Below are 26,372 nucleotides of genomic sequence, written 5' to 3'. Positions count from 1 at the left end.
GCGGCCGGGCCGTCAGTGCCGGTGCACGGGGACCGCCAGCGTGGCGAGCAGCCGCGCGTCCACCTCATCGAAGGCCAGCGCCTGGCCGCCGCGCCGCGCGGCAAAGTCCTGCGCTGCCTGCCGCGTGGCGAACGCCGGCAGGTTGCCGGCGCGCATCGGCCCCCGCGCGTCGGAGCCGTGCACGTACCAGGCGCTGCGCGCGTCGATCCAGCCATGGCGCTGCGGCCCGGCATCGGTCACGTACAGCGCGGCCACCGACCCCGGTGCGCGGCCGGGGCTGTAGCGCGGCATGTCGTGCAGGTATTGCAGCAGCGACAGCGGCGAGTCGAAGAAATGCGCGTCGCCGCCATCGAAGATGAGCTGCGCCGCCCAGTCCGGTGCACGCGCCGGGAACATGCCGCACACCGGGCAGCGCGCCTGGGGCGGGATGGCGCGCGCGGCCGTCGGCGCCAGGCCGCTGGCCGGGTCGTGCGGCAGGGGTGGCGCCACCACGCAGACATCGTCCTCAGGCAGCCCCACCCCAGTAGCCGGCCGCAGCCAGGGGTGCGCCAGCAGCGCGGCGCCGCCGGCGGTACCGGCCAGCGCCAGCGCCAGCCAAGCGCGGCGGTTCGACCAAGGCAGGGCGAGCGTGGACGATGCAAGCATGGTGGAAGCCTGGGGGCGCCTACATGCGCGTGTCGTGCAGCGCGCCGCCGCTCAGGTCCACCATGTCCGGCTTGACCTCGGCAAAGGCCAGCACCTTGCCGCCGTACTCGCCGGCGAACTTGTCGGCATCGGCCCGCTGCGCGAAGCTGGCGATCGTCGGCCCCATCGAGCCGTGGCGCTTGCTGCCCACTACGTAGAACGCGCCCTTGGCGTCGATCCAGTGGCCCTGCGGCGCGTCCCACTGCGCCTGGCCCATGTCCTGCACGTAGGCCGCGCGCACGGCGCGCACCTGCTCGCCGGCCAGCAGCACGTTGAAGAATTCCACCGTGTCGCAGAAGAACGACGGCCGGTCCTGGCCGGCGTAGTGCACCTGGGCCTTCGGCCCGGGGTAGTCGGCCAGCAGCATGCCGTCCAGCTCGCAGCTGGTGCCGCGGTCGATCTCCACCGGGGCGATGGCCGCCTGCTGCGCTGCCTGGTCGCCGCAGGCGGCCAGCAGGCCGCCGGCGGACAGTGCCGCCAGCGCGGCAAGGCCCAGCGCGCGGCGGCGCGAGGGATGGTGGCAGGAACAGGTCGTCATGGCTTGAATCTCCAGTGGGCCAGCACCAGCGGCAGCGCGATCCAGGCCAGCATCACGCCGCCCATGGTCAGCGGGTTGCCGAGCGAGGCCGGCACCACGCTGGCCAGGCCGTACAGGGTGCGCACGTCCTCCAGCGAGAACACGTTCAGGATGCGGAACACGTCCGCGGGGTTGAGCAGCAGCAGCCAGGCGAAGGCGTCGCCGGCAAACTGCCCGCCGGTGGTGACCAGCACGCCCAGCAGCAGCAGGTCGAACACCAGCACGAAGAAGAACCAAGTGGCGATCGCCAGCCCCGAGGCGCGCGTGCGCTCGCGCGCGACGACCGACAGCAGCACCGCCAGGCTCAGGAACGCCAGCCCCAGCAGCACCGACGAGACCATGAAGCCGGCGTAGTGGTACAGCGCGCTCGCGCTCATGTGCCGCCACAGCAGCAGCGCCACCGAACCGAAACCCACCAGGGTGGACAGGGTGAGCGCCAGCGCCAGCCCCAAGTACTTGCCCAGCAGCAGCTCCAGCCGGGTGATGGGCAGCGCCAGCAGCAGGTCCAGTGAGCCGCGCTCGCGCTCGCCGACGATGGCGTCGAAGCCTAGCAGCAGGGCGATCAGCGGGATCAGGTAGATCACCAGGCTGACCAGGCTGGCGATGGTGAATTCGATCGAGCGAAAGCCCACTTGGCCCTGCTGCGCGCCACCGAAGTAGGCGATGACCAGCGAGAACACGGTGAACACCAGGGCCACGGCCAGCACCCAGCGGTTGCGCAGGCGGTCGCGCAGCTCCTTGGCGGCGATGGTGAAGATTTGGGACAGTTCCATGGACAGTACCTTCAGCCGGAAAAGCCGAAGAACACGTCTTCCAGCGAGGGTTCGATGAGTTGCACGTCCTGCACACGCGCGCCCAGGGCGCCCACAGCGGCCAGCACCGCCAGCTTGCGCTCGCGCGCGCAGCGCAGCACCAGGCCGTCCGGGGTGGCCTCGGGCGTGGCACCGGCAGCCTGCGCCAGCGCGCTGGCGGCCTCGGCGCGGTGTTCGGGCGCCAGTTGCAGCCGCACGGTCAGCGGCATCTGCATGCGCTCGCGCAGCGCCTGCACGCTGCCCACGGCCTGCAGCCGGCCCGAGGCCAGGATGGCCAAGCGGTCCACGCGCTCCTGCAGTTCGGCCAGGATGTGCGAGGTGATGACGACGGTGACGCCGCCGGCCTGCAGCTCGCGCAGCCGGGCGTAGAAGTCGCGGATGGCCTGCGGGTCCAGGCCGTTGGTCGGCTCGTCCAGGAACAGCACGCGCGGGCTGCCCAGCAGCGCCTGGGCGAACCCCAGGCGCTGGCGCATGCCCTTGGAATATTCGCGCACCGGCCGGCGCCCGGCGTGCGCCAGACCCACGCGCTCCAGCAGCTGCGGGCACTGCGCCAGCGACGCGCCTTTCAGCCGGGCGAAGAAGCGCAGCGTCTCCAGCCCGTCCAGGTTGTCGTACAGCACCACGTTCTCGGGCAGGTAGCCGAGCTGGCGGCGCGCCGCGCGCGCGCCGCGCCCGGCGATCGGCGCGCCGGCCACGCGGATCTCGCCGGCGGTGGGCGCCACCAGGCCCAACATCATCTTGAACAGCGTGCTCTTGCCGGCGCCGTTGTGGCCGATCAGGCCGAGGATCTGGCCCTCGGGGACGTCCAGATCGACGCCGTCGACCGCGTGCAGTGCGCCGTAGTGCTTGCGCACGCCGCGCAGGGTGATGGCCAGGCCGTCAGTGGCCGGGGAAACGCTTGCCACGCCATTCGCTCCAGTTGTTGTGTGCGGGCCGCATGCGCGGCTGGGGGTCGACCACCGAGGGCGCCCGCAGAATGGGAAACTGCCGGCCCACCAGGCGCAGCGCCTGCACCGCGGGGCTGGCCAGCAGCAGCTTGATGCTGGGGTGGCGCCAGGTCAGGCGGTCCACCATGTCGTTGGCCTCGTAGGGCACGTCGCCGCGGCCGTCGCCGTCGCGGTCCCAGCCGAGGTAGTTGCTCCAGTGGTTGCCGCTTTTCGCGCCCCAGGTCTCGTCACGCGCGCCCACGTAGCGCACCTGCTCGCGGTTGCCAATGATGTCGTTGCCCTCGACCTCGTTGTTCTTCGAGCCCGCCGACAGGTGCACGCCCACGGTGTTGTCGACGATCAGGTTGCCGTTGAGCGTGATGTACTCGACGTCGTAGATGAAGAAACCCCGGCTGTTGCCAGCGACGACGTTGTTCTCGATGACCGAGTCCTGCAACGTGCGCAGCATGATGCCGTGGTCGGAATTGCCCCAGGCGCGGTTGTTGCGCACCTCCTGGTGGCGCACCTCCATCAGCGCCAGGCCGCCGCGGTTGTAGTAGGTGTCGTTGTCCTCCCACAGGTTGTGGTAGGAGTTCATGTAGTGCGTGCCATAGCGGCTGTGGTGCAGCCGGTTGCCCTTGAACACGGCGTTGTGCGACACGTCCACGTACAGCGCGTCGCGCACGAAGCTGATCTCGTTGTTCAAGATCTTGGCGCGCTTAGTGTTGTACAGCTGCACGCCGTTGCCGCGCTGGGGCGAGGCGTACTCGCGCTTGCCGGTGATGTTGTTGTGCTCGATCAGCACGTCGTCGGCCTTTTCGATCCACAGGCCGAACAGGTTGTAGGCCAGGTCGCAGCGGCGCACGATGGCGCGGTGCGCGCCGGGGTAGAGGTAGATGCCGGCGTTCTGCGCCTTCAGGTCGTCACCCGAGTCGCGCACGATCAGGCCCTCGATGACCACATCCGGCGCGGTGACGCGGATGGTGTCGCCCTGCAGGCCGCCGCTGACGGTGGGCCGGTCCAGGCCGCGCAGGGTGAGCGGCTTGTCGATCAGCAGGTTGGCACGGTAGTGGCCGCGCTCGACCTGCACCACGTCGCCGGCCTGCGCCGCCTGCACGGTGGCGGCCAGGTCCTCGCCCGGGCGCACGGTGAGGGTGGCGGCCTGCACGGCCCCGGCGAGACACAGCGCCAGGGCCAGCGGCCAGTGTGTCGTCAGCGCCGCCTTCACCATGGCGCCAGCAGTCCCAGCGCCTGCAGCAGCAGGAACAGCGCCGCGCCGATCATCAGGTTCTTGAATCCCACGTAGCTCATCATGTCCATCACGCCCGCAACGCGGTAATTGTCGCGCCACCACGGGCCGTCCTTGACGTAGCGGCGGCCGGACAGGCGGATCAGCACCTCGTACATGCTCCAGCCGAACCACCAGCCGATGATGGCGCCGGCCGACAGGTGGCCGGTGGCCGCCAGGCCCCAGGCCACGGTGGCCGCCACGGCCAGCGACAGCCCGGCGATCTGCAGCGCGCGCTGGCTGCGCCAGCCCTCTGCACTCCACGGCCACAGGTGGTCGCGCAGCTCCAGCAGCAGCCAGCGCAGGGCGCCTACGCCGCGCTTGTGCGCCGGCAGGGTCGGGTCGGTGGGCATGCGCGGGTCGGGGCCGCCCACGGCGCGCGGCATGATCTGGTCTTCCACCTTCGCCGGGTGGATGGGGATGAAGTAGCCGTTCTTGCCGATGGGGGTCAGCTCCAGGCCGTCCTTGTCGCGGCGCTTTCTCTCGCGCGCCAGGGGCGGGCAGCCCTTGGTGTCGGTGTACAGGATCATGCAGTCCAGGCAGTGCAGGCACTCGCGGTGGTCGATGCGGCCCTTCTCGTCGATCGCCTGCGCGCCGCAGCCCACGGCGCAGGCCTTGCAGCTGTTGCAGTCCTGCTTGCGCTTCAGGCCGAACCAGCGGAACGTGCTGGGCATGGCCAGCGACGCGCCCAGCGGGCACAGGTACTTGCAGAACGGCCGCTCGATGAAGATCGAGATGCCCAGCAGCACCGCCACGAACAGGCTGTAGGGCCAGGCGCGGTTGGTGACGCCGACCAGGAAGGTGGTCTTGAACGGCTCCACCTCGGCGAGCTTTTCCGCCAGGCCCATGGAGAACATGGACACCGTCAGCAGCCCGAAGAAGATGGCGTATTTCAGCCACTTGAAGATGTCGTGCCATTTTTGCGGTAGCTTGGTCTGGAAGCGCCCGAGGCCGACGAAGCGCGCGATCTTGTAGATCGCCTCCTGCAGCGAGCCGAAGGGGCACATCCAGCCGCAGAACAGCCCGCGCCCGAACAGGAACACGGTGACGATGATGAAGATCCAGAACAGGAAGATGAACGGATCGGTCAGGAACAGCGACCACTTCCACTGGAACAGCAGCGAGTGGAACCAGGTCAGCACCTGCGTGATGGACGGCTGCGCCATCAGCCCGAAGCCGACGACGAAGATGCTGATGGCCCAGAAGGTGTACTTGAAGCCGTTGACCGGCCACTTGTTCTTGTGCGTGGACAGGCGCGTCAGGCGCTCGCGCAGGGCATACACCACGCCCACGGCGATCAGCAGCAGCGCGAATGCGGCGATCTGCCAGGCCTGGCTCTTCCAGATGCGCACCCAGGGCGCGTCAGGCTCGACCACGATGGGCCGCCCGCCTTCCAGCACGCTGGCCGGCAGCCAGTACTTGGACTCGAACACGGTGAAACTGCGGTGGCCAGTGGCGCGGTCCACGCGGTTGCCCAGGAAGGCGAACTTCCACGGATACGCGGCCGAGAACGACGGCGAGCGGATGATGAAGATCGCCGCCTCGCTGTAGCGCGGCGCGCCGGCGGCCTCCAGGCCATACAGGTTGGTGAAGTCCAAGTCGCGGAAGGTGAACGAGTCCGCGCCCTGCTTGACCTGCACCCGGTCGAAGATACCGCCGCGCACGAAGCCCGAGCCCTTGAACGACTCGGCGCCGGCGGTGCGGATGACGAAGATCGCGTTCTCGCCCTCCTTGAGGCTGGCACGCAGGCGCTCGTAGCTGTTCTTGCCCAGCAGACTGCGGCCGATGTCGGGCTGGTTCAGGTCGCCGAACCACAGCTCGATGAACGGCTCGGGGCCGCGCTCCAGGCCGACCTGCTCGGGCTTGACCAGCAGTTGCTGCACCGCGCCCATCTGCACCAGCTGCGCCCAGTCATATTGCTGGCCGTTGGCGACGAAGCGCGCCGGCTCGCGCACCGTGGGCGCGATGATGCCGGTCTGGCGCGCCACGGCGGCGCCCGAGGTCATCACCACCTGGTTCTGCGCCACCACCGTCACGGTGGCACCGGAGATGGCGTCCACGCCGACCACGTTCTCGTCCGGGCGCGAGGGGCCGACCTCGATGGTGTCGGTGACCGACTTGCCCAGGTACTGGTTGTTGAAGTTGATCAGAGCCTGCTCGGGGATGCCCAGCAGCAGGATCGGCTCGGAGTGCTTGAGCACCTTCAGGCCGACGAAGCGGCCCTCCTTGTCCATGCCGATCAGCGTGACCACCGGCTTGCCCGAATACGCCGGTGTGTCGGTGATGTCGGTGGACAGCATGACGTAGCCCAGCAGGGCGCCTTCGGCGCCATAGGCCTCCACATACGGCGGCTGGCCCTTGCGCTGCGAGAACCGCTGCGCGTCCGGGAACACCTCGGCGCAGGGCAGCAGCGCACACAGGTCGGGCGCCGTCGCCAGGTTGGCGGGCAGCTCGGCCTCGTAGGCGCCGGCATGGGCGCGGGGCGTCAGCGCTGCCAGCAGCGCCAGCAGCAGTACCAGGAAGAAGGCGGAGATCCGCGAGGCGGGGGTGGGCATCGCACTATTGTTTTGATAGCTGCATGCCTATGCAATACATGGGCTAGCGGCTGTTTTGGCTAAAAGTGGGGCATTTCCGTTGGTACTGGCGCCACCTGAGCCAGAGAACGCCGCGCAAGGGCCGCCCCGCAGCGCTGGCGTTGTCCCCCTCCCAAGTCGCGCAGCGACGCCAGGGAAGGGGGAAGGCGCGTCAGCGCCTCAGGGGGATGATTCAGGGCTCGACGATCATCCGCGTGCGCATCTCCAGGTGCAGCGCATGGCAGAAGGTCGAGCAATACGCCCAGAACACGCCCGGCTTGTCGGCGATGAAGGTCACCGATTTCGTCTCCAGCGGGTTGATCAGGAACTGCACGTTGTAGTTCGGGATGGCGAAGCCGTGCGTCAGGTCCTCGATCTTGTCCAGGTTGGTCAGGATCAGCGTGACCTCGTCGCCCTTCTTCACGGTGAACTCGCGCAGGCTGAACGCCGGCGCCTGCGAGGTCAGCTTCACCGTCACCTTCTTGCCGTTGCGGAACACGCCGGACTCCTTGGCGTCCTTGATGGCGATCGGCGACTCGTCCAAGTCATACACCTGCTTGGGCTTGACGATGTCGCGCTTGAAGATGATGAAGTCGTGCGGCTCGCCGCGCACCGGGTGGTCGGCCAGCAGCACCATCTTCTCGCCGCTGATGTCGATCAGCTGCTCGTTTTCCGGGTGCAGCGGGCCCACGGGCAGGAAGCGGTCCTTGGAGAACTTGCAGCCCACGGCCAGGTACTTGCCGTCCGCTGCCTTGGTCTCGGACTGCGAGGCGTTGATGTGGCCCGGCTGGTAGTGCACGTCGATGCGGTCGATGACGTACTTGGCGTTCTTGTCGCCCTTGTGGAAGGCGATCGCCTTTTCCACGTTCCACTTGACGATCTGGCTGTCCAGGAACAGCGTGGTGTAGGCGTTGCCGCGGCCGTCGAACGCCGTGTGCAGCGGGCCCAGGCCGACTTCGACCTCGGCGACGATGGCGTCGTCGAGCTTTTCCAGCTTGCCGTCGAACCAGTCCAGCACCTTGGCCAGCTCGATGGTGGTGGTGGTCGGCGAGAGCTTGCCGGCGCAGATGAAGTATTTGCCGTCGGGCGAGGCATTCACGCCGTGCGGGTTCTTCGGCACGCTGACGTAGCCGACCAGCGCGGTCTTCGGATCCTGGTTGGCCTGGTGCGTGCCGTCCACCACGGGCACCTTGGAGTTGCCGATGGTCTTGAACTTGCCGGCCTTGACGGCCTCCTCGATGCGCGCCACGTTGAAGAACAGGCAGGCGTCGCGCTCGGCGGACATCATGTCCTCGTAGTGGATGCCCATCTCCACGTTGTACTGGTTGGTGGCGGCCAGCTTGCCGTCGTACGACGTGGCGACCAGGTCGCAGTTGCCGTCGATCAGCACCTGCCAGCGCACCTCCATGGTCTCGGCGTCCACGCAAGTGAACATCGAGCGGTACTTGGTGGCGTCGTTCACATCCTGGCCGTTGTTGGGCAGCGGGATGGCGAACTCCCCGCCGCAGAACACGCGCGTGGTGTAGTTGATGGCCGGGTCCACCGGGTCGGCCTTGTCCGGGAAGATGCCGTGGAAACCCTGCACGTTGGGCAGGTCGGTGATCTTGTCGCAGATGAAGTAGTCGAGGCGGATGCGCGCGATGCGGCTGTTGATCTTGTCGTTGATCCAGGCGTAGCGGCCGTCGTAGTTGCCGTCCTTGTACGAGGCGTGCGTGTGGTGCGTGTCGGCCACCGTGTAGCGCAGCGAGCCGTCGGGCTTGGTGCCCATCACGGCCTTGGATTCGTTGGTGATGCCCCAGCCCACCAGCGCGTCCGGCACGAAGCAGGGAATGCGGTGGATCTCGCGGCCCGAGGGCAGGCCCAGCACGCGCATGTCGCCGTTGTGCCCGCCGCTCCACAGGCCGTAGTAGGTGTCGAGCTCGCCCGGCTTGAGGTGCACCGGCGACGCCGCATGGGCGCTGGCGACAGGCGCGGCCGGCGCAGGGGCGGCCGCACCGGCGGCGGGCGCCGCGGCCGGCTTGTCGTTGCACGCGGCAACGCCCACCGTCAGGCCGGCCAGCGCGGCCGAGTTGAGGAATCGGCGACGGCCCAGGCCGGCGGTTTCCTTGGTCGAACTCTCTGTCTTGTCGCTCATGTATTCCTCTTGGGGATTGGCAATGAATGGGTTGTGCGCTTCGGCCGGTGTGGAGGTCCACGAAACTGCCGTTGAAGGCCGGTGCAAATAGTCACACCAAATGTTTCTTTTCCAATTGACCTGGGTCAACGGAAATATTGGAAAAACTCCCACACTGCGCAGGCAGGTCGGGTGCATGATCGGAGCCCGCCGGGCGAGCCGTTGTGTGGACGCGGCAGGCCGACGGCATTCACCCCCAGAAAAGAGAAGGAAGGACCTCACCATGTACAAGAAGACGACCCTCGCGATGGCACTGGCGTGCTCGGCCCTGCTGCTGACCGCTTGCGGCAAGAACGACGCGCCGGCGCCTGCAGCGCCGCCGCCGGTCAGCCAGGCTCCGGCGCCCGCTCCGGAGACGACGCCGGCGCCCGCAGCGCCCGCGCCCGTCGCCGAGGCTCCCGCCGCCGCCCCTGCAGCCGCTCCCGCCGGCGACACCCCGGCCCCGGTGGCCAACGCCGACGCCGGCAAGGGTGTCTACAACAAGACCTGCGCGCTGTGCCACGCCGCCGGCGTTGCCGGTGCGCCCAAGCCCGGCGACAAGGACGACTGGGGCCCGCGCATCGCCCAGGGCAAGGACACGCTGTACAAGCATGCCATCGAGGGCTTCACCGGCACCAAGGGCGTGATGCCGGCGCGCGGCGGCGCCAGCAGCCTGTCCGACGACGAGGTCAAGTCCGCCGTGGACTACATGGTGTCCCTGTCCAGCTGATCGAAGAAAGGCGCGCGATGAACCAGGTGCAGATGGTGCCGCAGTCCAGCGGCCGTTGGTCGCGGCGGCGCTTCGCCATGGCCGTTCCCCTGCTGGCGGGCGTGCCCGCCGTGGCGGGTGCGGCGCTGGCGGCGCCGGCTGACCTGGCGCGCGCCAGCCGGGTGCTGATGGGCACCCGGGTGGACATGGCAGTGCCCCTGGCCGGCGGGCTGTCCGCGCGCCAGGCCGACGCGGCCATGCAACGCGCCTTTGCCGAGATGCAGCGCCTGGAGGCGCTGATGAGCCGCTACCTGCCAGGCAGCGACGTGGCGCGCCTGGACGCCGCCGCGGGCGGCGCCGCGGTGGCGGTGGCGCCTGAGGTGCTGGCCGTGCTGCGGCAGGCGCAGCGCCTGCACCGGGACAGCGGCGGCGCCTTCGACGCCACCGTTGGTGCCCTTGACGGCTGGCATTTCGAGTCTGGCCGGCACGCGGTGCCGGCGCCCCGGGACATCACCCGCGCGCTGGCGCTGGTCGATGGCAGCGCCTTGACGCTGGACGAATCTCAAGGCACGGCGCAGCTGCGCCGGCACGGTATGCGCCTGGACCTGGGCGGCGTGGCCAAGCTGCCTATCCTGCAGGCCGGGCTGCAGGTGCTCGAATGCCAGGGCATCGAGCATGCGCTGGTCAACGGCGGCGGCGACGTGCTGGTGCTGGGCAACCGCCACGGCCAGCCCTGGCGCGTGGGCGTGCGCAATCCGGCGGCGCCCGGACAGCTGCTGGGCGTGCTGCCGGTGCAGGGCCGGGTGGTGGTGGCGTCCTCGGGCGACTACGAGCGTGCCTTCGTGCACCAGGGCCGGCACCTGCACCATGTGCTGGACCCGCGCACCGGCTGGCCGACGCAGGGGGTACACGGCGTCGCGCTGTTGGCGCGCAGCGTGGATGAGGTCAATGGCTGGGGCACGGCGCTGATGGTGCAGGGCCTGGGCGGCGTGCAGGCCTTTGGCGCGCGTCGGCCGGAGGTCGGCGTGCTGGCGGTGGCGGCCGATGGCACGCGCTGGATGTCCGGTCCCATGGGCAGGCGCCTGCAGGCCGCCGCCTGAGTTTTTCGGCCAAATCGGCCGCCAGCCCTTGATTCGCAATGGCCTCCAGCTATCATTTTCGAGTATTTCAGCCAGAAGCCTTGCGAGCTGTCACGGCCTGCAGATTCAGCAGCGCGGCCTCGATCGCCGCTGCCGTGACATGCGGCTGCTCCATCGGGAACAGGTGACTGCCATCCAGCATCATGATGCGGCCCTGGGTCACGCGCTCGGTCAGCGCCATGCCCACCTGGCGCATCTCGATCGACGAGCGTCCGCCGATGAAGGCCGCCGGGCAGCGCAGCGGATGGCGGCGCAGCAGTCCCTGCAGGTGGTGCGGGATGGTGTTGTAGACCTGCGTTTCCACCTCGCGTTCGAACGCCAGCACGCGTCGGCCGGCAGCGTCGTCGCGCAGGCCGTGCTGCACATAGTCCTGCAGCACCTGCGCGTCCCAGCGCGCGAAGATCTTCTTGCGCTGGAAGTGCGCCAGCGCCTCGTCGTTGCTGGCCCAGGCATTGCGCCGCGCCCGGCTGACCCGGCCGGGCGAGACCGCGCCGATGACCTGCGTGCCCTTGGCCATGCCCACCGCGCCGGCGCGCCAGCCGCCCACCAGGGGCGAGTCCAGCAGCAGCACGCCGCGCGCCAGCTGCGGCTGGCGCGCGGCGGCCATGACGCTCAGGAAGCCGCCCATCGAGTGGCCGACCAGAAACGCCGGCTCGCCGCTGCGCTGCTGCTGCTCCTGCACAAAATCCACCAGCTGCTGCACCAGGTGCGGCCAGTTGCTGGTCACGGGGTAGCGCGCATCATGGCCGAAACGCTCGACGCCGCTGACCGAAAAGCCGCGCGCGCGCAGGTCGTGCAGCAGCACCCGGTAGGTGCCCAGGGGGAAGCTGTTGGCGTGCGAGAAGACGATGGTGGCCATGGATCCAAGCGGGCGGGATAGGGGCGCGCAAGTGTAGGTGTGAGGTCCGAAGGGAGCGCGCACATTTGGGACAATCGCGCGATGCACGAAGCATTCCTCCTGCACGCTGATCACGCTCCCGCCGCGCCGCCTGCGGCCTTGCCCCGACCCGCGCTGCGCCTGAGCTGCGTGGTGCCGGCGCACAACGAGGAGGCCAACCTGGCGCTGTTCGTGCGCGCCCTGGCACAGGTGGTGCGCGCCCTTACGCCGGACTACGAGATCATCGTGGTCAACGACGGCAGCCGCGACGGCACGCACGACGCGGCGCTGGCGTTGCTGCCCGAGCTGCCGGTGCGCTACCTGGCGCTGTCGCGCAACTTCGGCAAGGAAGCGGCGCTGTCGGCTGGTATCGACCATGCGCGCGGCAACGCCGTGCTGCTGATCGACGCCGACTTCCAGCACCCGCTGGAGATGCTGGCGCAGATGCACGAGCTGTGGCTGGCCGGCTACGACATGGTCTATGGCGTGATCGCCGACCGCACCGCCGAGAGCGGCGCCAAGCGCCTGGGCACGCGGCTGTTTTATCGCCTGCTCAACAGCGGCAACCGCGTCAAGGTGCCGCCGCACGCGGGCGACTTCCGCTGGATGGACCGGCGCGTGGCCGAGGCGCTCAAGCGCCTGCCCGAGCACCACCGCTTCATGAAGGGCCTGTATGCCTGGGTCGGCTTCAAGACCGCGGCGCTGCCCTTCGTGCCACAGGATCGGGCGGGCGGGGAGTCCAGCTTCAACCTGCGCCGCCTGGGCTCGCTGGCGCTGCTCGGGCTGACATCCTTCACCACCCTGCCGCTGCGCGTGTGGAGCGTGATCGGCAGCGTGGTGGCGCTGGGCGCGCTGGCCTACGGCGGCTGGATCACCGTCGAGACGCTGCTGTTCGGCAACGAGCTGGCCGGCTGGCCGACGCTGGCCGCCGGCATCATGCTGTTTTCTGGCGTACAGCTGATGTCCATCGGCGTGCTGGGCGAGTACGTCGGGCGCATCTACGACGAGGTCAAGCGCCGCCCCAGCTACCTGCTGGCGCGCGACGAGGACCGCAGCCCGCTGCGCGACGGCCCGGCGCCATGAGCGGCCTGCTGATACGCGCGCTGCAGCTCCTGCGCCGCCTGCCGCAGGGGCTGCAGTTCGTGCTGGTGGGCGGCGCGGCGGCGGCCACGCACCTGGTCACCGTGGCGCTGTGGGTGGCGCTGACCGGCATGGCCCCGCTGGTGGCCAACGTGCTGGCGTTCTTCACCTCGTTCTTCGTCAGCTACGCCGGCCATGCCTGCCTGACGTTCGCCGGCAGCGGCGCGCGCGGCTGGCTTGCGGCGGCGCGCTACTTCCTGGTCGCCAGCGGGTCGTTCGCGGCCAACGAGGTGCTGTACGCGCTGGCGCTGCGCTGGCTGCCCTGGCACTACCTGGCCAGCCTGCTGGCGGTGATCCTGCTGGTGGCCGCGGGCACCTTCGTGCTGGCCAAGTTCTGGGCGTTCCGCGCCCCGCGTGCCGCGTGAGCGCGCAGGACGCCCCTGCGGCGGGTCTGATCGTCTGCGCCGACGACTATGCCTTGCATCCGTTGGTGGACGCGGCCGTGCAGCAGCTGGCGCACAGCGGCCGGCTGTCGGCCACCAGTTGCATGACCACTGCTCCGCTATGGCCCCGCGCCGCGCCGGCGCTGGCCGAGCTGCGACCGCAGCTGATGCTGGGGCTGCACTTCAACCTGACCGAAGGGCACGGCGGCGCGCTGCCCGCGCGCTCGCTGGGACAGACACTGCGCGCCGCCTACCTGCACGCGCTACCGCGGCCTGAGCTGCAGGCCGCCTGGCGCACGCAGCTGGACGCCTTCGAGCGCGCTCTGGGCACGCCGCCGGACTTCATCGACGGCCACCAGCACGTGCACCAGCTGCCCGGCGTGCGCCAGGCGCTGCTGCAGGAGCTGCGCACGCGCTATGCGCCACGCGAAATGCCCTGGGTGCGCTCCACACGGCCGGCGGGCACGCTGTGGCGCAACCCGAAGGCGGCAGTGATCGCCCTGCTGGGCGGCTGGAACGCCTCGCGGCAGCTGCGCGCCGCCGGCGTGCCGGTCAACCGCGGTTTTGGCGGCGTGTACGGCTTCGACGCACCGGATGCCGCCGCCTACCGCGCGCACATGCAGCGCTGGCTGGCGCAGCTGCGCCCGGGTGGGCTGCTGATGTGCCACCCGGCCAGCGCCGCCGTGCCGGGCGATGCGCTGGGTGCGCAGCGGGCGGTGGAGTTCGGCTACCTGACCTCCGACGCCTTCGCGCAGGATCTGGCGCAGGCTGGGCTCAGCGTGCAGCGCGGCCCGCTGCCGCGACTGCAACTGGACACCTGAATACCAACCGGGCCGATGCACGGGCCGCTATCGGCCGCCCGCCGCGGTTCCATCTGCCGTGGGAGCTTTTGCACAGGCGGCGGGCACGTAGGCGCGCCACTCCAGCACCCATGGGGCGCCTTGTGGCGCGTAGGGCCAGGGCAGCGCCCAGCGGCCTTCGTGGGTCTGCATGCCGGCGCTGGTGTGGATGCCGTCCAGCGGCGCCGGCGGCGTGACCTGGCCGGCGGTGTGCAGCCACAGCGCCCCCTCGCGCACCAGCCGCTCGCGTGTCACCCACGGTGAGTAGCGCGGGTCGCCGGATATCAGCACCGAGGCCCGCGCCGGCGTGGGCACCGCCGCCAGCCCGGCCACCCAGTAGTCGCCCGCCACCACCCGCAGCGGGCAGTGCGACAGTGCGCTCCAGCTGGCCTGGACCTGCTGCGCCAGCGCTGCCTGCGGCCAGTCGGTGCGCGACGGCCGCTGGCGCCACTGCGCGCCCCAGCCCAGCCAGACCAGGGAGGCCAGTGTCGCCAGTACCAGCCAGACCAGCAATGCATGCCGCAGCGGCCGGGCCATGGGCTGGAGCCAGCGTTGCGGCAGCCAAGCTGTCAGCAGCAGGCCGCTGAAAGCCCACATCGGCACGCCCCACATGTCGCGGATGCGCAGGCCCAGCACCAGCCCGAGCAACGTCACCAGCAAACCCGGCGCCAAGGCGATGGTCAGCAGGTAGCCTGGCCATGCCGTGTGCAGCCGCCAGCGTGGCGTGTCATGGCCGGCGGGCAGCACCAGATGCGGGCGCGCGCGCAACGCAGCGAACAGCGCGATTAGCACCAAGGGCAGGTGGTTCAGCGCCTGCGTGGCCAGAAAGCCCAGCGCCCCCAGGCGCGGATGCGCGCTGACGGCGGCCGAGCGCTCGCTGGCATACACCATCGGCAGCCAGCCGCTGGCGTGCAGCCACAGCAGGTGCGGCGCCAGCACCAGCAGCATCAGCGCCAGGGCCAGCCATGGCCCGGGCCGGGCCAGCTGGCGCCGCGCGTGGGGTGCCAGCAGCACATAGAGGCCCAGGCAGGCCAGCAGGATGCCGGCGGAATACTTGGTCAGCATTCCCAGCCCTGCCAGCAGCCCCAGGGCGGCCCAGTGACGCAGCTGCCCCTGCTGCAGCGCCGCCAGAAGCGCCCAGGCCAGCCCCGCCCACAGCGGCATCTGCGCGATGTTGTGGTTGAACTCCAGTGCCGGCCGGGTATAGAAGGCCACGCCCATGGCCAGCAGCGTGCCCAGGAAGGCGCGCGGCGCATCCATCAGCCGGCGGCCCGTCAGCCACACCAGTACCAGTGTTGCGCCGATGCAGACCTGGCTGAGCAGGAACGGCCCGACGTCGCCGAAGGCGCGGTAGAAGACGTGCAGCACCCAGGGCGACAGCGGCGGGTGCTTGTAATTGCCCCACTGCCACTCGCGGCCCCAGGTCAGGCTTTCCACCACATCCAGCGGGAAGCTCGATTCCAGCAGCGGTGGCAGCAGCGTCCAGGCCAGCGCGTACAGCGCAGCCACCGTGAGTACGCTGCGCCAGGGCAGGGCGCCTGCATCCTTTGGGCCGGCGGAGGCACGTGCGCCGGCCGGCAACCAGGCCTCAGGCATGCAGCTGCTCCGCCAGGGTTTTCAACTGGTACAGCGCCTGCAGCGCCTCGCGCGGGCTGAGCTGGTCCGGGTCGAGCTGCGCCAGCAGCGCCTGCAGTGCGCTGGGCGGCGCCGGCTCGGGCGCCGGCGGCGGGGCGAACAGGTCCACCTGCAGCTCGCCCTGGCGCGCGCGCTCTTCCAGTGCCTGCAGCACATGCCGCGCGTGCTGCAGCACGCCGGCCGGCACGCCCGCCAGGCGTGCCACCTGCACGCCGTGGCTGCGGCTGGCCGGGCCGGGCTGGATCTCGTGCAGAAAGACGATGTCGCTGCCCGACTCGGCCGCGCCGACGTGCACGTTCACCGCCTGCGCGTGGCGCGTGGCCAGTTCGGTCAGCTCGAAGTAGTGCGTGGCGAACAGGGTGAAGGCGCGCGTCTTGTCGTGCAGGTGGGTGGCGATGCCGCTGGCCAGCGCCAGGCCGTCGAAGGTGCTGGTGCCGCGCCCGATCTCGTCCATCAGCACCAGCGACTGGGCGGTGGCGCCGTGCAGGATCTGCGCCGCCTCGGTCATCTCCAGCATGAAGGTGGACTGGGCGTTGGCCAGGTCGTCGGCGGCGCCGATGCGGGTGTGAATGGCGTCGATCGGCCCCAGCCGGCAGCTGGCGGCGGGCACGTGGCTGCCGATGGCCGCCAGCAGCACGATCAGCGCCACCTGGCGCATGTAGGTCGATTTGCCGCCCATGTTCGGGCCGGTGATGATCTGCATGCGCGTATTGGCGTTCAGCCGCGTGTGGTTCGGGATGAACGCACCGCTGGACGCCTCGGCCAGGCGCGCCTGCACCACCGGGTGGCGGCCGGCCTCGATCTCGATGCACGGGTGCTCGACGAACTGCGGCGCGCACCAGTCCAGGCTCAGGGAGCGTTCGGCCAGCGTGCACAGCACGTCCAGCGTGGCCAGCGCCTGGCCCAGCCGGGCCAGTGGCGCCACATGCGGCTGCAGCCGCTCCAGCACCTGCTCGTACAGCCACTTCTCGCGCGCCAGGGCGCGCTCCTGCGCCGACAGGGCCTTGTCCTCGAAGGCCTTCAACTCGGGCGTGATGAAGCGCTCGGCGTTCTTCAGCGTCTGGCGCCGGCGCCATTCGGGCGGCACCTTGTCGGCGTGGCTGCTGGTGACCTCGATGTAGAAGCCGTGCACGCGGTTGTACTGCACGCGCAGGTTGGCGATGCCGGTGCGCTCGCGCTCGCGCGCCTCCAGCTGCAGCAGAAAGTCGTCGCAGTGGTCGCGGATGCCGCGCAACTCGTCCAGCTCGGCGTCGAAGCCGGGGGCGATCACGCCGCCGGCCTGCAGCAGCGCCGGGGGCTCGGGGACGATGGCGGCCTGCAGCAGCGCCAGGCAGTCTGCCGGCGGTTGCAGATCTTGCGAAATTTGAGCCAAATAAGGCTCTGGCCCTTGTGTTGCATGGGTCAGTAGCTCTGATTTTCGTAGCGTCTGCACCAATCCCACGAGTTCGCGCGGACGCACCTGGCGCAGTGCGATGCGCGCGGTGATGCGCTGCACATCGGCCGCGCCGCGCAGTTGCTCGCGCAGCGCGCGCCAGCCGCCCGGGCCCGGGGCCTCGCGCAGTGCGGTGGTGGCGGCCAGGCGGCGGCGCGCCTCGGTGCGGTCGCGGTGCGGCTCCAGCAGCCAGGACCGGAGCAGCCGGCTGCCCATGCCGGTCATGCAGGTGTCCAGCAGCGACAGCAGCGTCGGTGAGTCCTCGCCGCGCAGGGTGCGCACCAGCTCCAGGTTGCGCCGGGTGGCGGCCGGCAGCTGCAGCAGTGCGTCCTCGCGCTGCACCTGCACGCCGTGGATATGCGTCAGGGCGCTGCCCTGGGTGTGCTCGGCGTAGTGCAGCAGGGCGGCGGCCGCGGCATGCGCCTGCGCCAGGTCCTCGGCGCCCCAGGCCTGCAGGCTGGCGGCGCCCAGCTGGTCGAGCAGCTTGCGCCCGCCCAGGCCGGCGTCGAACTGCCAGGGTGGGCGCGCCACGGCCGGGCAGGCCAGCTGGCCGCCCTGGCGCAGCGCGGCCAGCGTGGCCTGCAGGGGTGCGCCGGTGTCGCTGGCATGCACCAGCTCGTTCGGCCCGATGCGCGCCAGCCAGCCGCCGAGTTCGTCCGGCGCACATTCGCCCAGGTGCACCAGGCCATGGGTGACGCTCATCCACGCGAGGCCGCAGCGCCCGCGCGCGCCCTGGTGCAGCGCCAGCAGGATGGCCTCACGCTTGTCGGGCAGCAGTTCGCTGTCGGTCAGCGTGCCGGGGGTGACGACGCGCACCACCTTGCGCTCCACGGGCCCCTTGCCGGCGCCGACCTCGCCCACCTGCTCGGCGATCGCCACCGATTCGCCTTGGCGGATCAGCCGCGTCAGATACTGCTCCAGCGCATGGAATGGGATGCCGGCCATGACCACCGGCTGCCCGGCCGACTGGCCGCGCTGGGTCAGGGTGAGCTCCAGCAGTCCGGCAGCGCGCTCGGCGTCGGCGTAGAACAGCTCGTAGAAGTCGCCCATGCGGTACAGCAGCAGGGTGTCCGGGAACCCGGCCTTCAGGGCCAGGTACTGCTGCATCATGGGGGTGTGGGCGCTGAGGTCGGGCGTATCCATCGGGCAGGGCAATCGGGTGGCGCGCCGGCCTGCGCCAGTCGGTCGGGCGCAGGCCGGCGGGTAAAACACAACCGGGAATTGTCAGGCATCGGTCAGGCATCGTGCGCCGGCTGGACGGCGCTCAGGCTGGCTGCGGCCCTGGGCGGCCGTCCTCGACGACGAAGCGCGCCAAGTCGTACGCCGCGCTGTCGGCGCGCAGCGGGTCGCGCACGGCGCGCAGGGTGGTGGTCCAGCTGCGTGGGGTGATGTCGCTCAGGCCATAGCCGCGTTCGTCGCAGCGCGCCAGCAGCACGTGCGGGTTGTGTCGGCGGATGGCGTCCAGCCGCTCCTGTGTGGTGCCGCTGCGCGAGCTGATCGAGGTGCCGCAGAACTCGCTGGCCACGACCGCAGGGTAGTGCGGATCGGCGCCCGGCACGGCGCACACGTAGTTCTGGTGGATGTCGCCGCCCAGCAGCACAGTGTTGCGCGGGGGCTGGTGCTGCAGAGCCTGCAGCAGGCGCTGGCGCGCGGCCGGGTAGCCGTCCCAGCTGTCACTGGACTGCACGCCGGACGGGTAGTGCCGGGGCGAGAACAGCGTCTGCTGGGCGATGACGCTCCAGCGCGTGTCGCGGTCCCGGGCGTCGGCGGCCAAGCCGCGCGTCAGCCAGTCTTCCTGCTCCCAGCCCAGCAGCGTGCGGCCGTCTTGCAGCAGCTCGGGGCACTGGCCGGGGCGCACCGCACCGGCGCCGGCACCCGGGCGGCGGCAGGCCTGCACGTCGCGCCACTGGCGCGTGTCCAGCAGGTACAGCCGCGCCAGGCGGCCCCAGGCCATGCGCCGGTACAGCTGCAGCTGGTGAAAGCCGCCGCCGGCGGCCAGCGCCGAGGCGCGCAGCGGCATGTGCTCGTAGAACGCCTGCCAGGCAGCGCTGCGCAGCGGGAGGAAATCCTCCGGCGCATTGCGTCCAGTGCCGGCGGCATAGTCGTTCTGCACCTCGTGGTCGTCCCAGGTCACCAACCACGGCGCGCAAGCGTGGGCGGCCTGTAGGTCGGGGTCGCCCTTGTGCAAGGCGTAGCGCGCACGCCAGTCGTGCAGGCTGCGCGCCAGGGGCAGCGCGTGGGTGCGGGCCAGGCCGGCGGTGTCGGGCGGGGTGGCGTACTCGTATACGTAGTCGCCCAGGAACAGCACCAGGTCGGGCTCGTCGGCACAGGCATGGCGCCAGGCAGCGTAGTAGCCGTGCTCCCAGCGCTGGCATGAGGCATGCACCACCCGCAGGCGCTGCACGCGCTCGTGCGGCGCCGGTGCGGTGCGGGTGCGCGCCGGCGGGCTGACCGCGTCGCCCAGCACGAAGCGGTAGTGGTACCAGCGCCCGGGCGCCAGGCCGTGCACCTCCACGTGCACGCTGTGCGCCAGCTCGGGCAGGGCGGTGGCGGTGCCGTGCTGGGCGATGCGGCGAAACTGCGCGTCCTCGGCCACTTCCCAGCGCACGGTGACCGGGCCGGCCCAGGCGAGCGGGTTTTGCGCATCGGCTGCGGCGACCTCGGGAGGGGGCAGCAGGCGCGTCCAAAGCACCACGCCGTCGGGCTGCGGCTCGCCGCTGGCGACGCCCAGGCCGAAAGGGTCATGCCGCAGCCGGGGGGCCGACCAGGCCCAGCGCGGCAGCTGCACGGGCAGTGCCGCCCAGGCGGCGCGGGTCAGCAGGCGGCGGCGGTCCAGCATGGCGGCAGCGGCTTTTCAGGCAGCGACGACACGGTTCTTGCCGCTGCGCTTGGCCAGGTACATGCCCTGGTCGGCACGGCGCACGGCATCGCTGACATCGGCGTCGCCGCGCACCTGGGCCACGCCGGCGCTGAAGGTGATCAGCACGCGCTCGCCCTGCTGCAGGAAAAAGCGCGTGGTCAGTGCGCGCTGCAGCCGGCGCATGATCTGCGCTGCTTCGTCGAGCTCCGTGTCGGGCAGCAGGATGACGAACTCCTCGCCGCCGTAGCGCGCCAGCTGGTCGTGCGGGCGCAGGGCGTCGCGCGCCACCTGCGCCAAGTGCACCAGCGCCTGGTCGCCCACCGCGTGGCCCAGGCGGTCGTTGATGGCCTTGAAGTCATCCAGGTCCAAAAGCGCCACGCACAGCGGACGGTCCTGACGCAGTGCGCGCGCCACCTCGCGCTCCAGCGCCTCGTCGAAGCCCTTGCGGTTGAGCGATCCGGTCAGCGGGTCGTGGCGCGCCAGGTTGCTGGCGCGGTCCAGCTCCTGGCGCAGCTGGTCGATCTCCGCGTGGCGCGCGTCGGCGTGACTGCGCAGGTCCTGCAACTCGCCCAGGGCCACCCGGGTGCTCAAGGCCATGGCGCGCGTGGCGCCGATGACTTCTTCCAGCAGTGGCGCGATGTCCTCCAGGCGCTGTGCCTGGCTGATGCGCTCGGCGCACTGCTCCAGCTGCTGGTGGTAGCTGCTGCTGGACTCGTCCATGCGCGCCAGGCGCTCGATGAAGCTGGCCAGCAGCTCGCGCATCTGCGCCTGCGCGCGCACCGTGTGTTCGCGCGCCTCGGTTTGCTTGTGGATCACGTCCTTCAGGCGCTGCGCCACGCCGTCGAGCCGGCGCAATTGCAGCGGCGGCTGGGAGGCTTCCAGCAGCGACTGTGCCTGGCCGTACAGCCAGGCATCATCGATGCATAGCGCCGCGATGTTCTCGAACACCAGCCGCAGCAGCGCCAGCAGAGTGCTGCGAATGGCTGCCTGGTCCTGCGCGGTGAACGACACGCGGTGGCTGAAGTCGGCCAGCAGGCGCTCGACGTCAGCGGGCAGCGGGTCGTGCGTGCGCAGCAATTCGCACAGCTGCTGTGCCATTTCATGCAGCCGGGCGTCGTCCTCGCCCAGCGCCGGCAGGGTGTTGTCCACCAGCCGGGCCAGGTTTTCCGCCAGCCGTTCAGGCAGCCGCGTAGGCGCCGCCTGCGCCAGTTCCTGGTCGGCCGTGACCACCGGCGCCAAGCCAAGGTTGGCGTAGCCGACCAGCGTGCTCTGCATCTGCGCCCAACTCTGCTCCTCGACGGCCTTGTCCAACGCCGTCAGCAGGCGTTTCTGCGCTGGTGTCTGCGCCGGCAACACGCGCAGGATGGCGCGCAGGGGGGTACTGGGAAATGCCGGCGTGCTCGGTACCCCGGCAATCTCGTCATACAGCGCCAGATAGTGGTCCGGGGTCGGGCTGAGACGGCGCAGCGCCAGCTGTTTCAAGGTCTCACGCGCAATTTCGGACGGGGATCTGGACAGGGCGGCCATCGTCATGGACTGCAAGCGTTTGCAACAAAAACCGCAGTGTGACAGAGAGGCTGGCCTGCGGGCTGCATGGCGTGTGGGTGCACGCCATGCGCTGTGTCAGTTCACCAGCACCAGCTTGCCCAGCACGGCACGCGAGGTCATGCGTTCGATAGCGGCAGGCAGCTGCGACATGGGCATGGTGCGGTCGATCACCGGGCGGATGCGGCCGTCTGCATGCCAGTCGGTCAACTGCTGCAGCATGGCGGCATTGGCCTGTGGCTCGCGCCGGGCGTATTCACCCCAGAACACGCCGACGATGGACGCACCCTTGAGCAGGGGCAGGTTCAACGGCAACGCCGGAATGGCGCCGCCGGCGAAACCGATCACTAGGTAGCGCCCGCGCCAGGCAATGGAGCGGAAGGCCGGTTCGGCCAGACGGCCGCCTACCGGGTCGAAGACCAAGTCCGGGCCGCGCGCGTCGGACAGCGAGCGCACGGTTTCGCGCAGGTCCTGCTGGCTGTAGTCGATGACCGCATCGGCGCCGGTGCGCAGGCACAGGGCGCATTTCTCCTCGCTGGATGCGGCGGCAATGACGCGGGCCCCGCAGGCCTTGGCGATCTGGATGGCGGCGGTGCCTACCCCGCCCGCTGCCCCCAGCACCAGCAGTGTTTCACCGGCGCGCAGCTGTCCCCGGTCCAGCAAGGCATGGTGGGCGGTGGCGTAGGTCATGATGAAGGCGGCGGCGTCCACATGGTCAAAGCCGGGGCGCAGCGGCAGGCAGCGTGCGGCCGGAGCCACGGCGTGCGTTGCAAAGCCGCCGCTGCCGCTCAGGCAGGCCACGTTTTGGCCGGGTGCCAGATGCGTCACGCCCGGGCCCACGGCCTGCACCTCGCCGGCCCATTCCGAGCCCGGCACGAAGGGCAGGGGAGGCTGGACCTGGTACCTGCCTTCGGTCATCAGAACATCGGGGAAATTCAGGCTGGCGGCCCGGATGGCGACCAGTACCTCGCCAGGTCCGGGCACCGGTGCCGGCAGCTCGGTCCAAGCCAGGCCCTTGGCTCCGGTGGTCTCGCGGCATTGCCAGGCATGCATGGGGGTTTCTCCTGCGGGTTGGAAGCGGGCATGGGTAAAAGCATCATAGAAGCCGCCCCGCGGCGCCAGTTGTCCCGACGGGGACGAGGTGCCTGCCTGTGGGAGCGCTCCTACAATGCGTGCTTGCCTTTGCCCCATCATGAAAATCCTGATTTCCAACGACGACGGCTACCAGGCACCCGGCATCGTCGCCCTGCACGCCGCGCTGCAGGCGATTGCCGATGTCGAGGTGGTGGCCCCCGAGCACAACAACAGCGCCAAGTCCAACGCCCTGACGCTGCATGCGCCACTGTATGTGCAGCGCGCCGCCAACGGGTTTCGCTACGTGAACGGCACCCCGGCGGACTGCGTCCACATCGCGCTGACCGGCCTGCTGGGCTACCGCCCCGATCTGGTGGTGTCGGGCATCAACAACGGCGCCAACATGGGCGATGACACCATCTATTCCGGCACCGTGGGCGCAGCCATGGAGGGCTATCTGTTCGGCATCCCGGCCATTGCCTTTTCCCAGGTGGACAAGGGCTGGGGCGAGGTGGAGGCTGCCGCGCGCAAGGCGCGCGAGATGGTCGAGCAGATGCAGCGCCACAGCCTGATCGGTGCCGCGCCCTGGCTGTTGAACGTGAACATTCCCAGTCTGCCCTTCGACGCCTTGCGCCCGTTGCGCCTGTGCCGCCTGGGCCGGCGCCACGCGGCTGAGCGCGTGATCGAGCAGCAAAGCCCGCGCGGCGAGGTCATGTACTGGATCGGTGGCGCCGGCGCGGCCAAGGACGATGCGGAGGGCACGGACTTCCATGCCACCGTCCAGGGCCATGTGTCGGTCACGCCACTGAAAGTGGATCTGACCGACCACGAAGGCCTGGGCTACTGGGGGCAGACCGTCCAGCGCATGGCCAGTCCTGCCAGCCAGGGCGAGGCCGATTGATGCAGGCGCCGCGCCGCCCCGGCTTTCCGGCCCGCCTGGACGGTCTGCAGCCGCCGCGCGCGGCGGTGCCCGCGCCTGCCGCGAAGCCCGGAGTGCTGCGCCCTGCTGCGGCACCGCGTGGGATGGGCCTGGATTCGGCCGCGGTGCGCGCGCGCATGGTGCAGCGCCTGGCCGCGGCGGGCATCGACTCGACCGCCGTGCTGCAGGCCCTGGGCGCGGTGGAGCGGCACCGCTTCGTCGATTCGGCGCTGGCCAACCAGGCCTATGAAGACACCAGCCTGCCCATCGGCCTGGCGCAGACCATCTCCAAGCCCAGCGTGGTGGCGCGCATGGTGCAGCTGTTGCTCGGGGCTGACATTGCACGCGAGCAGGGCCTCGGGCGGGTGCTGGAGATCGGCACCGGCTGCGGCTACCAGGCGGCGGTGCTGGCGCGCGTGGCGCGCGAGGTCTACAGCATGGAGCGCCTGCGTGCCCTGCACGAGAAGGCGCGTGACAACCTGCGTCCGCTGCGCCTGGCCAACGTGCATCTGCTGCTGGGCGACGGCATGCTCGGCTATCCGGCTGGGGCGCCGTACGCCGGCATCATCGCCGCCGCCGGAGGCGAAGCGCTGCCGCCCGCCTGGTCCGAGCAGCTGGCGGTGGGTGGCAGGCTGGTGGCCCCCATGGCCGGGGCGGATGGGCGCCAGGCGCTGCTGGTGGTGGACCGCACATTGCACGGACTGAAGCAGACAGTGCTGGAGGGCGTGCATTTCGTCCCCTTAAAATCAGGGATTGCCTGAAGGGAAGTGCTGTCTATGTCGGTGTTGCGTGTTCGAGGATCTCTGGGGCTTGTCGCTGTGGCCGTTGCGTTGGTGACGGCAGGCTGTGGCACACCGGTCAACCGGGCGCCTGTGGAGGACCGGGGAACGTTCGCCGGTACGGGTGCGCAAAATGGCGTAGTGACGGGTGGCGCCAATCTGCCGGATCCCAAGACCCTGCCCGGCGCCGAGAACGCTGGCAAGCCGGGCTACTACACCGTGCGCCCTGGCGACACGCTGATCCGCATCGGCCTGGAAAGTGGCCAGAGCTGGAAGGACATCGCCCGCTGGAACAAGCTGGACAACGCCAACCTGATCGAGGTCGGCCAGGTGCTGCGGGTCGCTCCGCCCACGGCCGCCTCGGCGGCGACTGCCGTGGCCAGCGACAGTGGTGTGGTCACGCGGCCTATCGCCCCACCGGGGGTGACACCGACGGCGCCAGGGGCCAAGCCTCCCGCGACGTCCGAGGCGCCGGCTGTCGCAGCAGCGCCAGCCGCAACTCCGGCTGCCGATCCAGCGCCGGCCAGTGCCAGCAACGGCGTCAACTTCATGTGGCCCGCCTCGGGCGCGTTGATCGCCGGCTTCGACGAGGCGCGCAACAAGGGCCTGGACATCGCCGGCAAGGCCGGTGATCCGGTCTTGGCCGCCGCTGATGGCCGAGTGGCGTATGTGGGCGCCGCACTGCGTGGTTACGGCAACCTGGTCATCCTGAACCACAACAACACCTACATGACGGTGTACGCGCACAACCAGACGCTGCTGGTCAAGGAAGATCAGAACGTGCGCCGTGGGCAGAAGATCGCCGAGATGGGCAGCACCGACGCCGACCGCGTCAAGCTGCACTTTGAGATCCGGCGCCAGGGCAAGCCGGTCGATCCGGCGCGCTACCTGCCAGCGCGTTGACGCAGCCGCCTGCCGCCGGGCTGTCCGGCGCCATCGAGGACGAGGCCGAAGGCCCCTGGGAACAGGCGCCGGATGCCGACGCGCCACCTGAAGTGCGCGAGATCACGGTGCCCGCCGGTTTGCACCAGCAGCGCCTGGATAAGGCGCTGGCGCAGCTGGTGCCGGAGTTCTCTCGCAGCTATCTGCAGCAGCTCATGGCGCTGGGGGCCGTGCGCCTGCAGCAGCGGGCGGGCGTCAAGCCCGCGCAAAAAGTCCATGCCGGTGAGCTCGTCAGCGTGGAAATGCGCCCCACGCTGCAGAGCCAGGCCTTCCGTCCCGAGCAGCTGCCACTGGACGTGGTGTACGAGGACGAGCATTTGCTGGTGGTGAACAAGCCTGCGGGCCTGGTGGTGCATCCGGCTGCCGGCCACTGGAGCGGCACGCTACTCAATGCCCTGCTCGGGCGCGATGCGCGCGCGGCGCAGGTGCCGCGTGCCGGCATCGTGCACCGCCTGGACAAGGACACCAGTGGACTGATGGTGGTGGCGCGCAGTCGCGCGGCAATGGACGCGCTGGTGCGCCTGATCGCCGCGCGCGAGGTCAGCCGGCACTATCTGGCGTTGGGATGGGGCGCCTGGAGCGGCCCGCGCGAGCGCCGGGTGGAGGCGCCCATCGGCCGCGATCCACGCAATCGGTTGCGCATGGCGGTGGTGGATCTGGCGCAGCATCCGGGCAAGCCGGCGCGCACCGACCTGCGGCTGCTGGACGGCAATGCCGAGGCCTGCCTGGTGCATTGCGCGCTGCACACCGGCCGCACGCACCAGATCCGCGTGCACATGGCGTCGCTGCGCCATCCGCTGGTGGCCGACGCCCTGTATGGCGGCGCCCCCGTTTCCGGCCTGCTGCGCCAGGCGCTGCATGCCTGGCGCCTGGCGTTCGTCCATCCCATGACCGGGCAGGCGCTGGAGTTCTTCACGCCGCCCCCGGCAGACCTGCATCAGGCGCTGGCCATTTGGGGTCTGGACTACAATGCGCCTTCGCCGCGCTGCTGACTGACGCGGCTCTCACGCGCCACCTGAACCGGCGCCGCCTGGCGCCCAGGACGGTACCCATGCCGCCCATTCCTTGCTGGCGCGCCGCGCGTGCG

General features: G+C 70.2%; 22 protein-coding genes. 9 read left to right on the top strand and 13 right to left on the bottom strand.

All coding sequences use genetic code 11. The features are described 5' to 3' along the window. Window positions 1-12: 12 nt before the first annotated feature. The 7 genes from BLQ61_RS10945 to nosZ all read right to left on the bottom strand — a co-directional run bounded on the left by BLQ61_RS10945 (window position 13) and on the right by nosZ (window position 8,994). Entirely contained in the window at window positions 13-645 is a 633-nt protein-coding gene (locus BLQ61_RS10945; protein WP_091570000.1) for a nitrous oxide reductase accessory protein NosL, read from the bottom strand. A 19-nt stretch (window positions 646-664) separates the two neighbouring features. Beyond that, the gene (locus BLQ61_RS10940; protein WP_091569998.1) at window positions 665-1,222 is read right to left on the bottom strand and encodes a nitrous oxide reductase accessory protein NosL; all 558 of its coding nucleotides are present in this window, start codon (window positions 1,220-1,222) and stop codon (window positions 665-667) included. Beyond that, window positions 1,219-2,034, bottom strand: a complete 816-nt coding sequence (locus tag BLQ61_RS10935) for an ABC transporter permease (protein WP_091569996.1) — start codon at window positions 2,032-2,034, stop codon at window positions 1,219-1,221. The genes BLQ61_RS10940 and BLQ61_RS10935 overlap by 4 nt, the downstream gene beginning before the upstream one ends. Before the next feature lie 11 nt (window positions 2,035-2,045). Next, window positions 2,046-2,978, bottom strand: coding sequence for an ABC transporter ATP-binding protein (locus BLQ61_RS10930; RefSeq protein ID WP_091569993.1), 933 nt, complete (start codon window positions 2,976-2,978; stop codon window positions 2,046-2,048). Beyond that, complete coding sequence (locus BLQ61_RS10925; protein WP_091569991.1) at window positions 2,953-4,230, bottom strand: nitrous oxide reductase family maturation protein NosD; 1,278 nt, start codon at window positions 4,228-4,230, stop codon at window positions 2,953-2,955. The genes BLQ61_RS10930 and BLQ61_RS10925 overlap by 26 nt, the downstream gene beginning before the upstream one ends. Further along, the gene (locus BLQ61_RS10920; RefSeq protein ID WP_091569988.1) at window positions 4,224-6,842 is read right to left on the bottom strand and encodes a NosR/NirI family protein; all 2,619 of its coding nucleotides are present in this window, start codon (window positions 6,840-6,842) and stop codon (window positions 4,224-4,226) included. Before BLQ61_RS10920 ends, BLQ61_RS10925 begins: the two co-directional genes overlap by 7 nt. Before the next feature lie 211 nt (window positions 6,843-7,053). After that, window positions 7,054-8,994: a TAT-dependent nitrous-oxide reductase gene (gene nosZ / locus BLQ61_RS10915; RefSeq protein ID WP_091569986.1), complete on the bottom strand. Its 1,941-nt coding sequence runs from the start codon at window positions 8,992-8,994 to the stop codon at window positions 7,054-7,056. A gap of 262 nt (window positions 8,995-9,256) precedes the next feature. Between nosZ and BLQ61_RS10910 the strand changes: the two genes are divergently transcribed. Further along, a complete protein-coding gene (locus tag BLQ61_RS10910) occupies window positions 9,257-9,742 on the top strand; it encodes a c-type cytochrome (RefSeq protein WP_091569983.1) in 486 nt (161 codons plus the stop codon). Between the two features lie 17 nt (window positions 9,743-9,759). Then, on the top strand, window positions 9,760-10,821 hold the full coding sequence (locus BLQ61_RS10905; RefSeq protein ID WP_091569980.1) for an FAD:protein FMN transferase: 1,062 nt from the start codon (window positions 9,760-9,762) through the stop codon (window positions 10,819-10,821). 67 nt (window positions 10,822-10,888) lie between these two features. On the opposite strand, the gene BLQ61_RS10900 is transcribed toward BLQ61_RS10905, so the two are convergent. Further along, entirely contained in the window at window positions 10,889-11,719 is an 831-nt protein-coding gene (locus BLQ61_RS10900; protein ID WP_091569978.1) for an alpha/beta fold hydrolase, read from the bottom strand. A gap of 81 nt (window positions 11,720-11,800) precedes the next feature. On the opposite strand from BLQ61_RS10900, the gene BLQ61_RS10895 reads away from it, so the two are divergent. From BLQ61_RS10895 to BLQ61_RS10885, 3 genes are read left to right on the top strand one after another with little or no spacing between them, the layout of a single operon-like run. Continuing rightward, the gene (locus BLQ61_RS10895; protein WP_091569975.1) at window positions 11,801-12,820 is read left to right on the top strand and encodes a glycosyltransferase family 2 protein; all 1,020 of its coding nucleotides are present in this window, start codon (window positions 11,801-11,803) and stop codon (window positions 12,818-12,820) included. Beyond that, complete coding sequence (locus tag BLQ61_RS10890) at window positions 12,817-13,242, top strand: GtrA family protein (protein ID WP_091569973.1); 426 nt, start codon at window positions 12,817-12,819, stop codon at window positions 13,240-13,242. Before BLQ61_RS10895 ends, BLQ61_RS10890 begins: the two co-directional genes overlap by 4 nt. After that, window positions 13,239-14,081 carry a ChbG/HpnK family deacetylase gene (locus BLQ61_RS10885; RefSeq protein WP_091569970.1) on the top strand — a complete coding sequence of 281 codons (843 nt, stop codon included), beginning with the start codon at window positions 13,239-13,241 and terminating at the stop codon, window positions 14,079-14,081. Before BLQ61_RS10890 ends, BLQ61_RS10885 begins: the two co-directional genes overlap by 4 nt. Before the next feature lie 27 nt (window positions 14,082-14,108). On the opposite strand, the gene BLQ61_RS10880 is transcribed toward BLQ61_RS10885, so the two are convergent. The 5 genes from BLQ61_RS10880 to BLQ61_RS10860 all read right to left on the bottom strand — a co-directional run bounded on the left by BLQ61_RS10880 (window position 14,109) and on the right by BLQ61_RS10860 (window position 22,624). After that, window positions 14,109-15,695: a glycosyltransferase family 39 protein gene (locus BLQ61_RS10880; RefSeq protein ID WP_091569968.1), complete on the bottom strand. Its 1,587-nt coding sequence runs from the start codon at window positions 15,693-15,695 to the stop codon at window positions 14,109-14,111. Continuing rightward, entirely contained in the window at window positions 15,688-18,309 is a 2,622-nt protein-coding gene (gene mutS / locus BLQ61_RS10875; protein WP_091569965.1) for a DNA mismatch repair protein MutS, read from the bottom strand. The genes BLQ61_RS10880 and mutS overlap by 8 nt, the downstream gene beginning before the upstream one ends. 121 nt (window positions 18,310-18,430) lie before the next feature. Then, the gene (locus BLQ61_RS10870; RefSeq protein ID WP_091569963.1) at window positions 18,431-20,005 is read right to left on the bottom strand and encodes an alkaline phosphatase D family protein; all 1,575 of its coding nucleotides are present in this window, start codon (window positions 20,003-20,005) and stop codon (window positions 18,431-18,433) included. A 15-nt stretch (window positions 20,006-20,020) separates the two neighbouring features. Further along, window positions 20,021-21,559 carry a GGDEF domain-containing protein gene (locus tag BLQ61_RS10865; RefSeq protein WP_425415619.1) on the bottom strand — a complete coding sequence of 513 codons (1,539 nt, stop codon included), beginning with the start codon at window positions 21,557-21,559 and terminating at the stop codon, window positions 20,021-20,023. 90 nt (window positions 21,560-21,649) lie between these two features. After that, on the bottom strand, window positions 21,650-22,624 hold the full coding sequence (locus BLQ61_RS10860; RefSeq protein ID WP_091569960.1) for an NADPH:quinone oxidoreductase family protein: 975 nt from the start codon (window positions 22,622-22,624) through the stop codon (window positions 21,650-21,652). A 139-nt stretch (window positions 22,625-22,763) separates the two neighbouring features. Here BLQ61_RS10860 and surE point away from each other — a divergent pair, with 139 nt between their 5' ends. Genes surE through BLQ61_RS10840 form a run of 4 tightly spaced genes read left to right on the top strand, consistent with a single transcriptional unit; the run spans window position 22,764 to window position 26,277 of the window. After that, window positions 22,764-23,546, top strand: a complete 783-nt coding sequence (gene surE / locus BLQ61_RS10855; RefSeq protein ID WP_091569958.1) for a 5'/3'-nucleotidase SurE — start codon at window positions 22,764-22,766, stop codon at window positions 23,544-23,546. After that, window positions 23,546-24,325, top strand: a complete 780-nt coding sequence (locus tag BLQ61_RS10850; RefSeq protein WP_091569955.1) for a protein-L-isoaspartate(D-aspartate) O-methyltransferase — start codon at window positions 23,546-23,548, stop codon at window positions 24,323-24,325. Before surE ends, BLQ61_RS10850 begins: the two co-directional genes overlap by 1 nt. Window positions 24,326-24,340: 15 nt before the next feature. Next, complete coding sequence (locus BLQ61_RS10845; protein ID WP_091569952.1) at window positions 24,341-25,246, top strand: peptidoglycan DD-metalloendopeptidase family protein; 906 nt, start codon at window positions 24,341-24,343, stop codon at window positions 25,244-25,246. Continuing rightward, window positions 25,243-26,277: an RluA family pseudouridine synthase gene (locus BLQ61_RS10840; protein ID WP_091569950.1), complete on the top strand. Its 1,035-nt coding sequence runs from the start codon at window positions 25,243-25,245 to the stop codon at window positions 26,275-26,277. Before BLQ61_RS10845 ends, BLQ61_RS10840 begins: the two co-directional genes overlap by 4 nt. The last annotated feature ends 95 nt before the right edge of the window (window positions 26,278-26,372 follow it).

It is taken from the genome of Oryzisolibacter propanilivorax (genome assembly GCF_900103645.1).
Taxonomy (GTDB): Bacteria; Pseudomonadota; Gammaproteobacteria; order Burkholderiales; family Burkholderiaceae_C; genus Melaminivora; species Melaminivora propanilivorax.
Note: the sequence above shows the minus strand (reverse complement) of the source record. Positions and strands in the feature narration are given on the sequence as shown.

Coding starts and splice junctions, on each gene's coding strand:
- BLQ61_RS10945 (WP_091570000.1), bottom strand. CDS start 645: ATGCTTGCATCGTCCACGCTCGCCCTGCCTTGGTCGAACCGCCGCGCT.
- BLQ61_RS10940 (WP_091569998.1), bottom strand. CDS start 1,222: ATGACGACCTGTTCCTGCCACCATCCCTCGCGCCGCCGCGCGCTGGGC.
- BLQ61_RS10935 (WP_091569996.1), bottom strand. CDS start 2,034: ATGGAACTGTCCCAAATCTTCACCATCGCCGCCAAGGAGCTGCGCGAC.
- BLQ61_RS10925 (WP_091569991.1), bottom strand. CDS start 4,230: ATGGTGAAGGCGGCGCTGACGACACACTGGCCGCTGGCCCTGGCGCTG.
- BLQ61_RS10920 (WP_091569988.1), bottom strand. CDS start 6,842: ATGCCCACCCCCGCCTCGCGGATCTCCGCCTTCTTCCTGGTACTGCTG.
- nosZ (WP_091569986.1), bottom strand. CDS start 8,994: ATGAGCGACAAGACAGAGAGTTCGACCAAGGAAACCGCCGGCCTGGGC.
- BLQ61_RS10910 (WP_091569983.1), top strand. CDS start 9,257: ATGTACAAGAAGACGACCCTCGCGATGGCACTGGCGTGCTCGGCCCTG.
- BLQ61_RS10905 (WP_091569980.1), top strand. CDS start 9,760: ATGAACCAGGTGCAGATGGTGCCGCAGTCCAGCGGCCGTTGGTCGCGG.
- BLQ61_RS10900 (WP_091569978.1), bottom strand. CDS start 11,719: ATGGCCACCATCGTCTTCTCGCACGCCAACAGCTTCCCCCTGGGCACC.
- BLQ61_RS10895 (WP_091569975.1), top strand. CDS start 11,801: ATGCACGAAGCATTCCTCCTGCACGCTGATCACGCTCCCGCCGCGCCG.
- BLQ61_RS10890 (WP_091569973.1), top strand. CDS start 12,817: ATGAGCGGCCTGCTGATACGCGCGCTGCAGCTCCTGCGCCGCCTGCCG.
- BLQ61_RS10880 (WP_091569968.1), bottom strand. CDS start 15,695: ATGCCTGAGGCCTGGTTGCCGGCCGGCGCACGTGCCTCCGCCGGCCCA.
- mutS (WP_091569965.1), bottom strand. CDS start 18,309: ATGGATACGCCCGACCTCAGCGCCCACACCCCCATGATGCAGCAGTAC.
- BLQ61_RS10870 (WP_091569963.1), bottom strand. CDS start 20,005: ATGCTGGACCGCCGCCGCCTGCTGACCCGCGCCGCCTGGGCGGCACTG.
- BLQ61_RS10865 (WP_425415619.1), bottom strand. CDS start 21,559: ATGACGATGGCCGCCCTGTCCAGATCCCCGTCCGAAATTGCGCGTGAG.
- BLQ61_RS10860 (WP_091569960.1), bottom strand. CDS start 22,624: ATGCATGCCTGGCAATGCCGCGAGACCACCGGAGCCAAGGGCCTGGCT.
- surE (WP_091569958.1), top strand. CDS start 22,764: ATGAAAATCCTGATTTCCAACGACGACGGCTACCAGGCACCCGGCATC.
- BLQ61_RS10850 (WP_091569955.1), top strand. CDS start 23,546: ATGCAGGCGCCGCGCCGCCCCGGCTTTCCGGCCCGCCTGGACGGTCTG.
- BLQ61_RS10845 (WP_091569952.1), top strand. CDS start 24,341: ATGTCGGTGTTGCGTGTTCGAGGATCTCTGGGGCTTGTCGCTGTGGCC.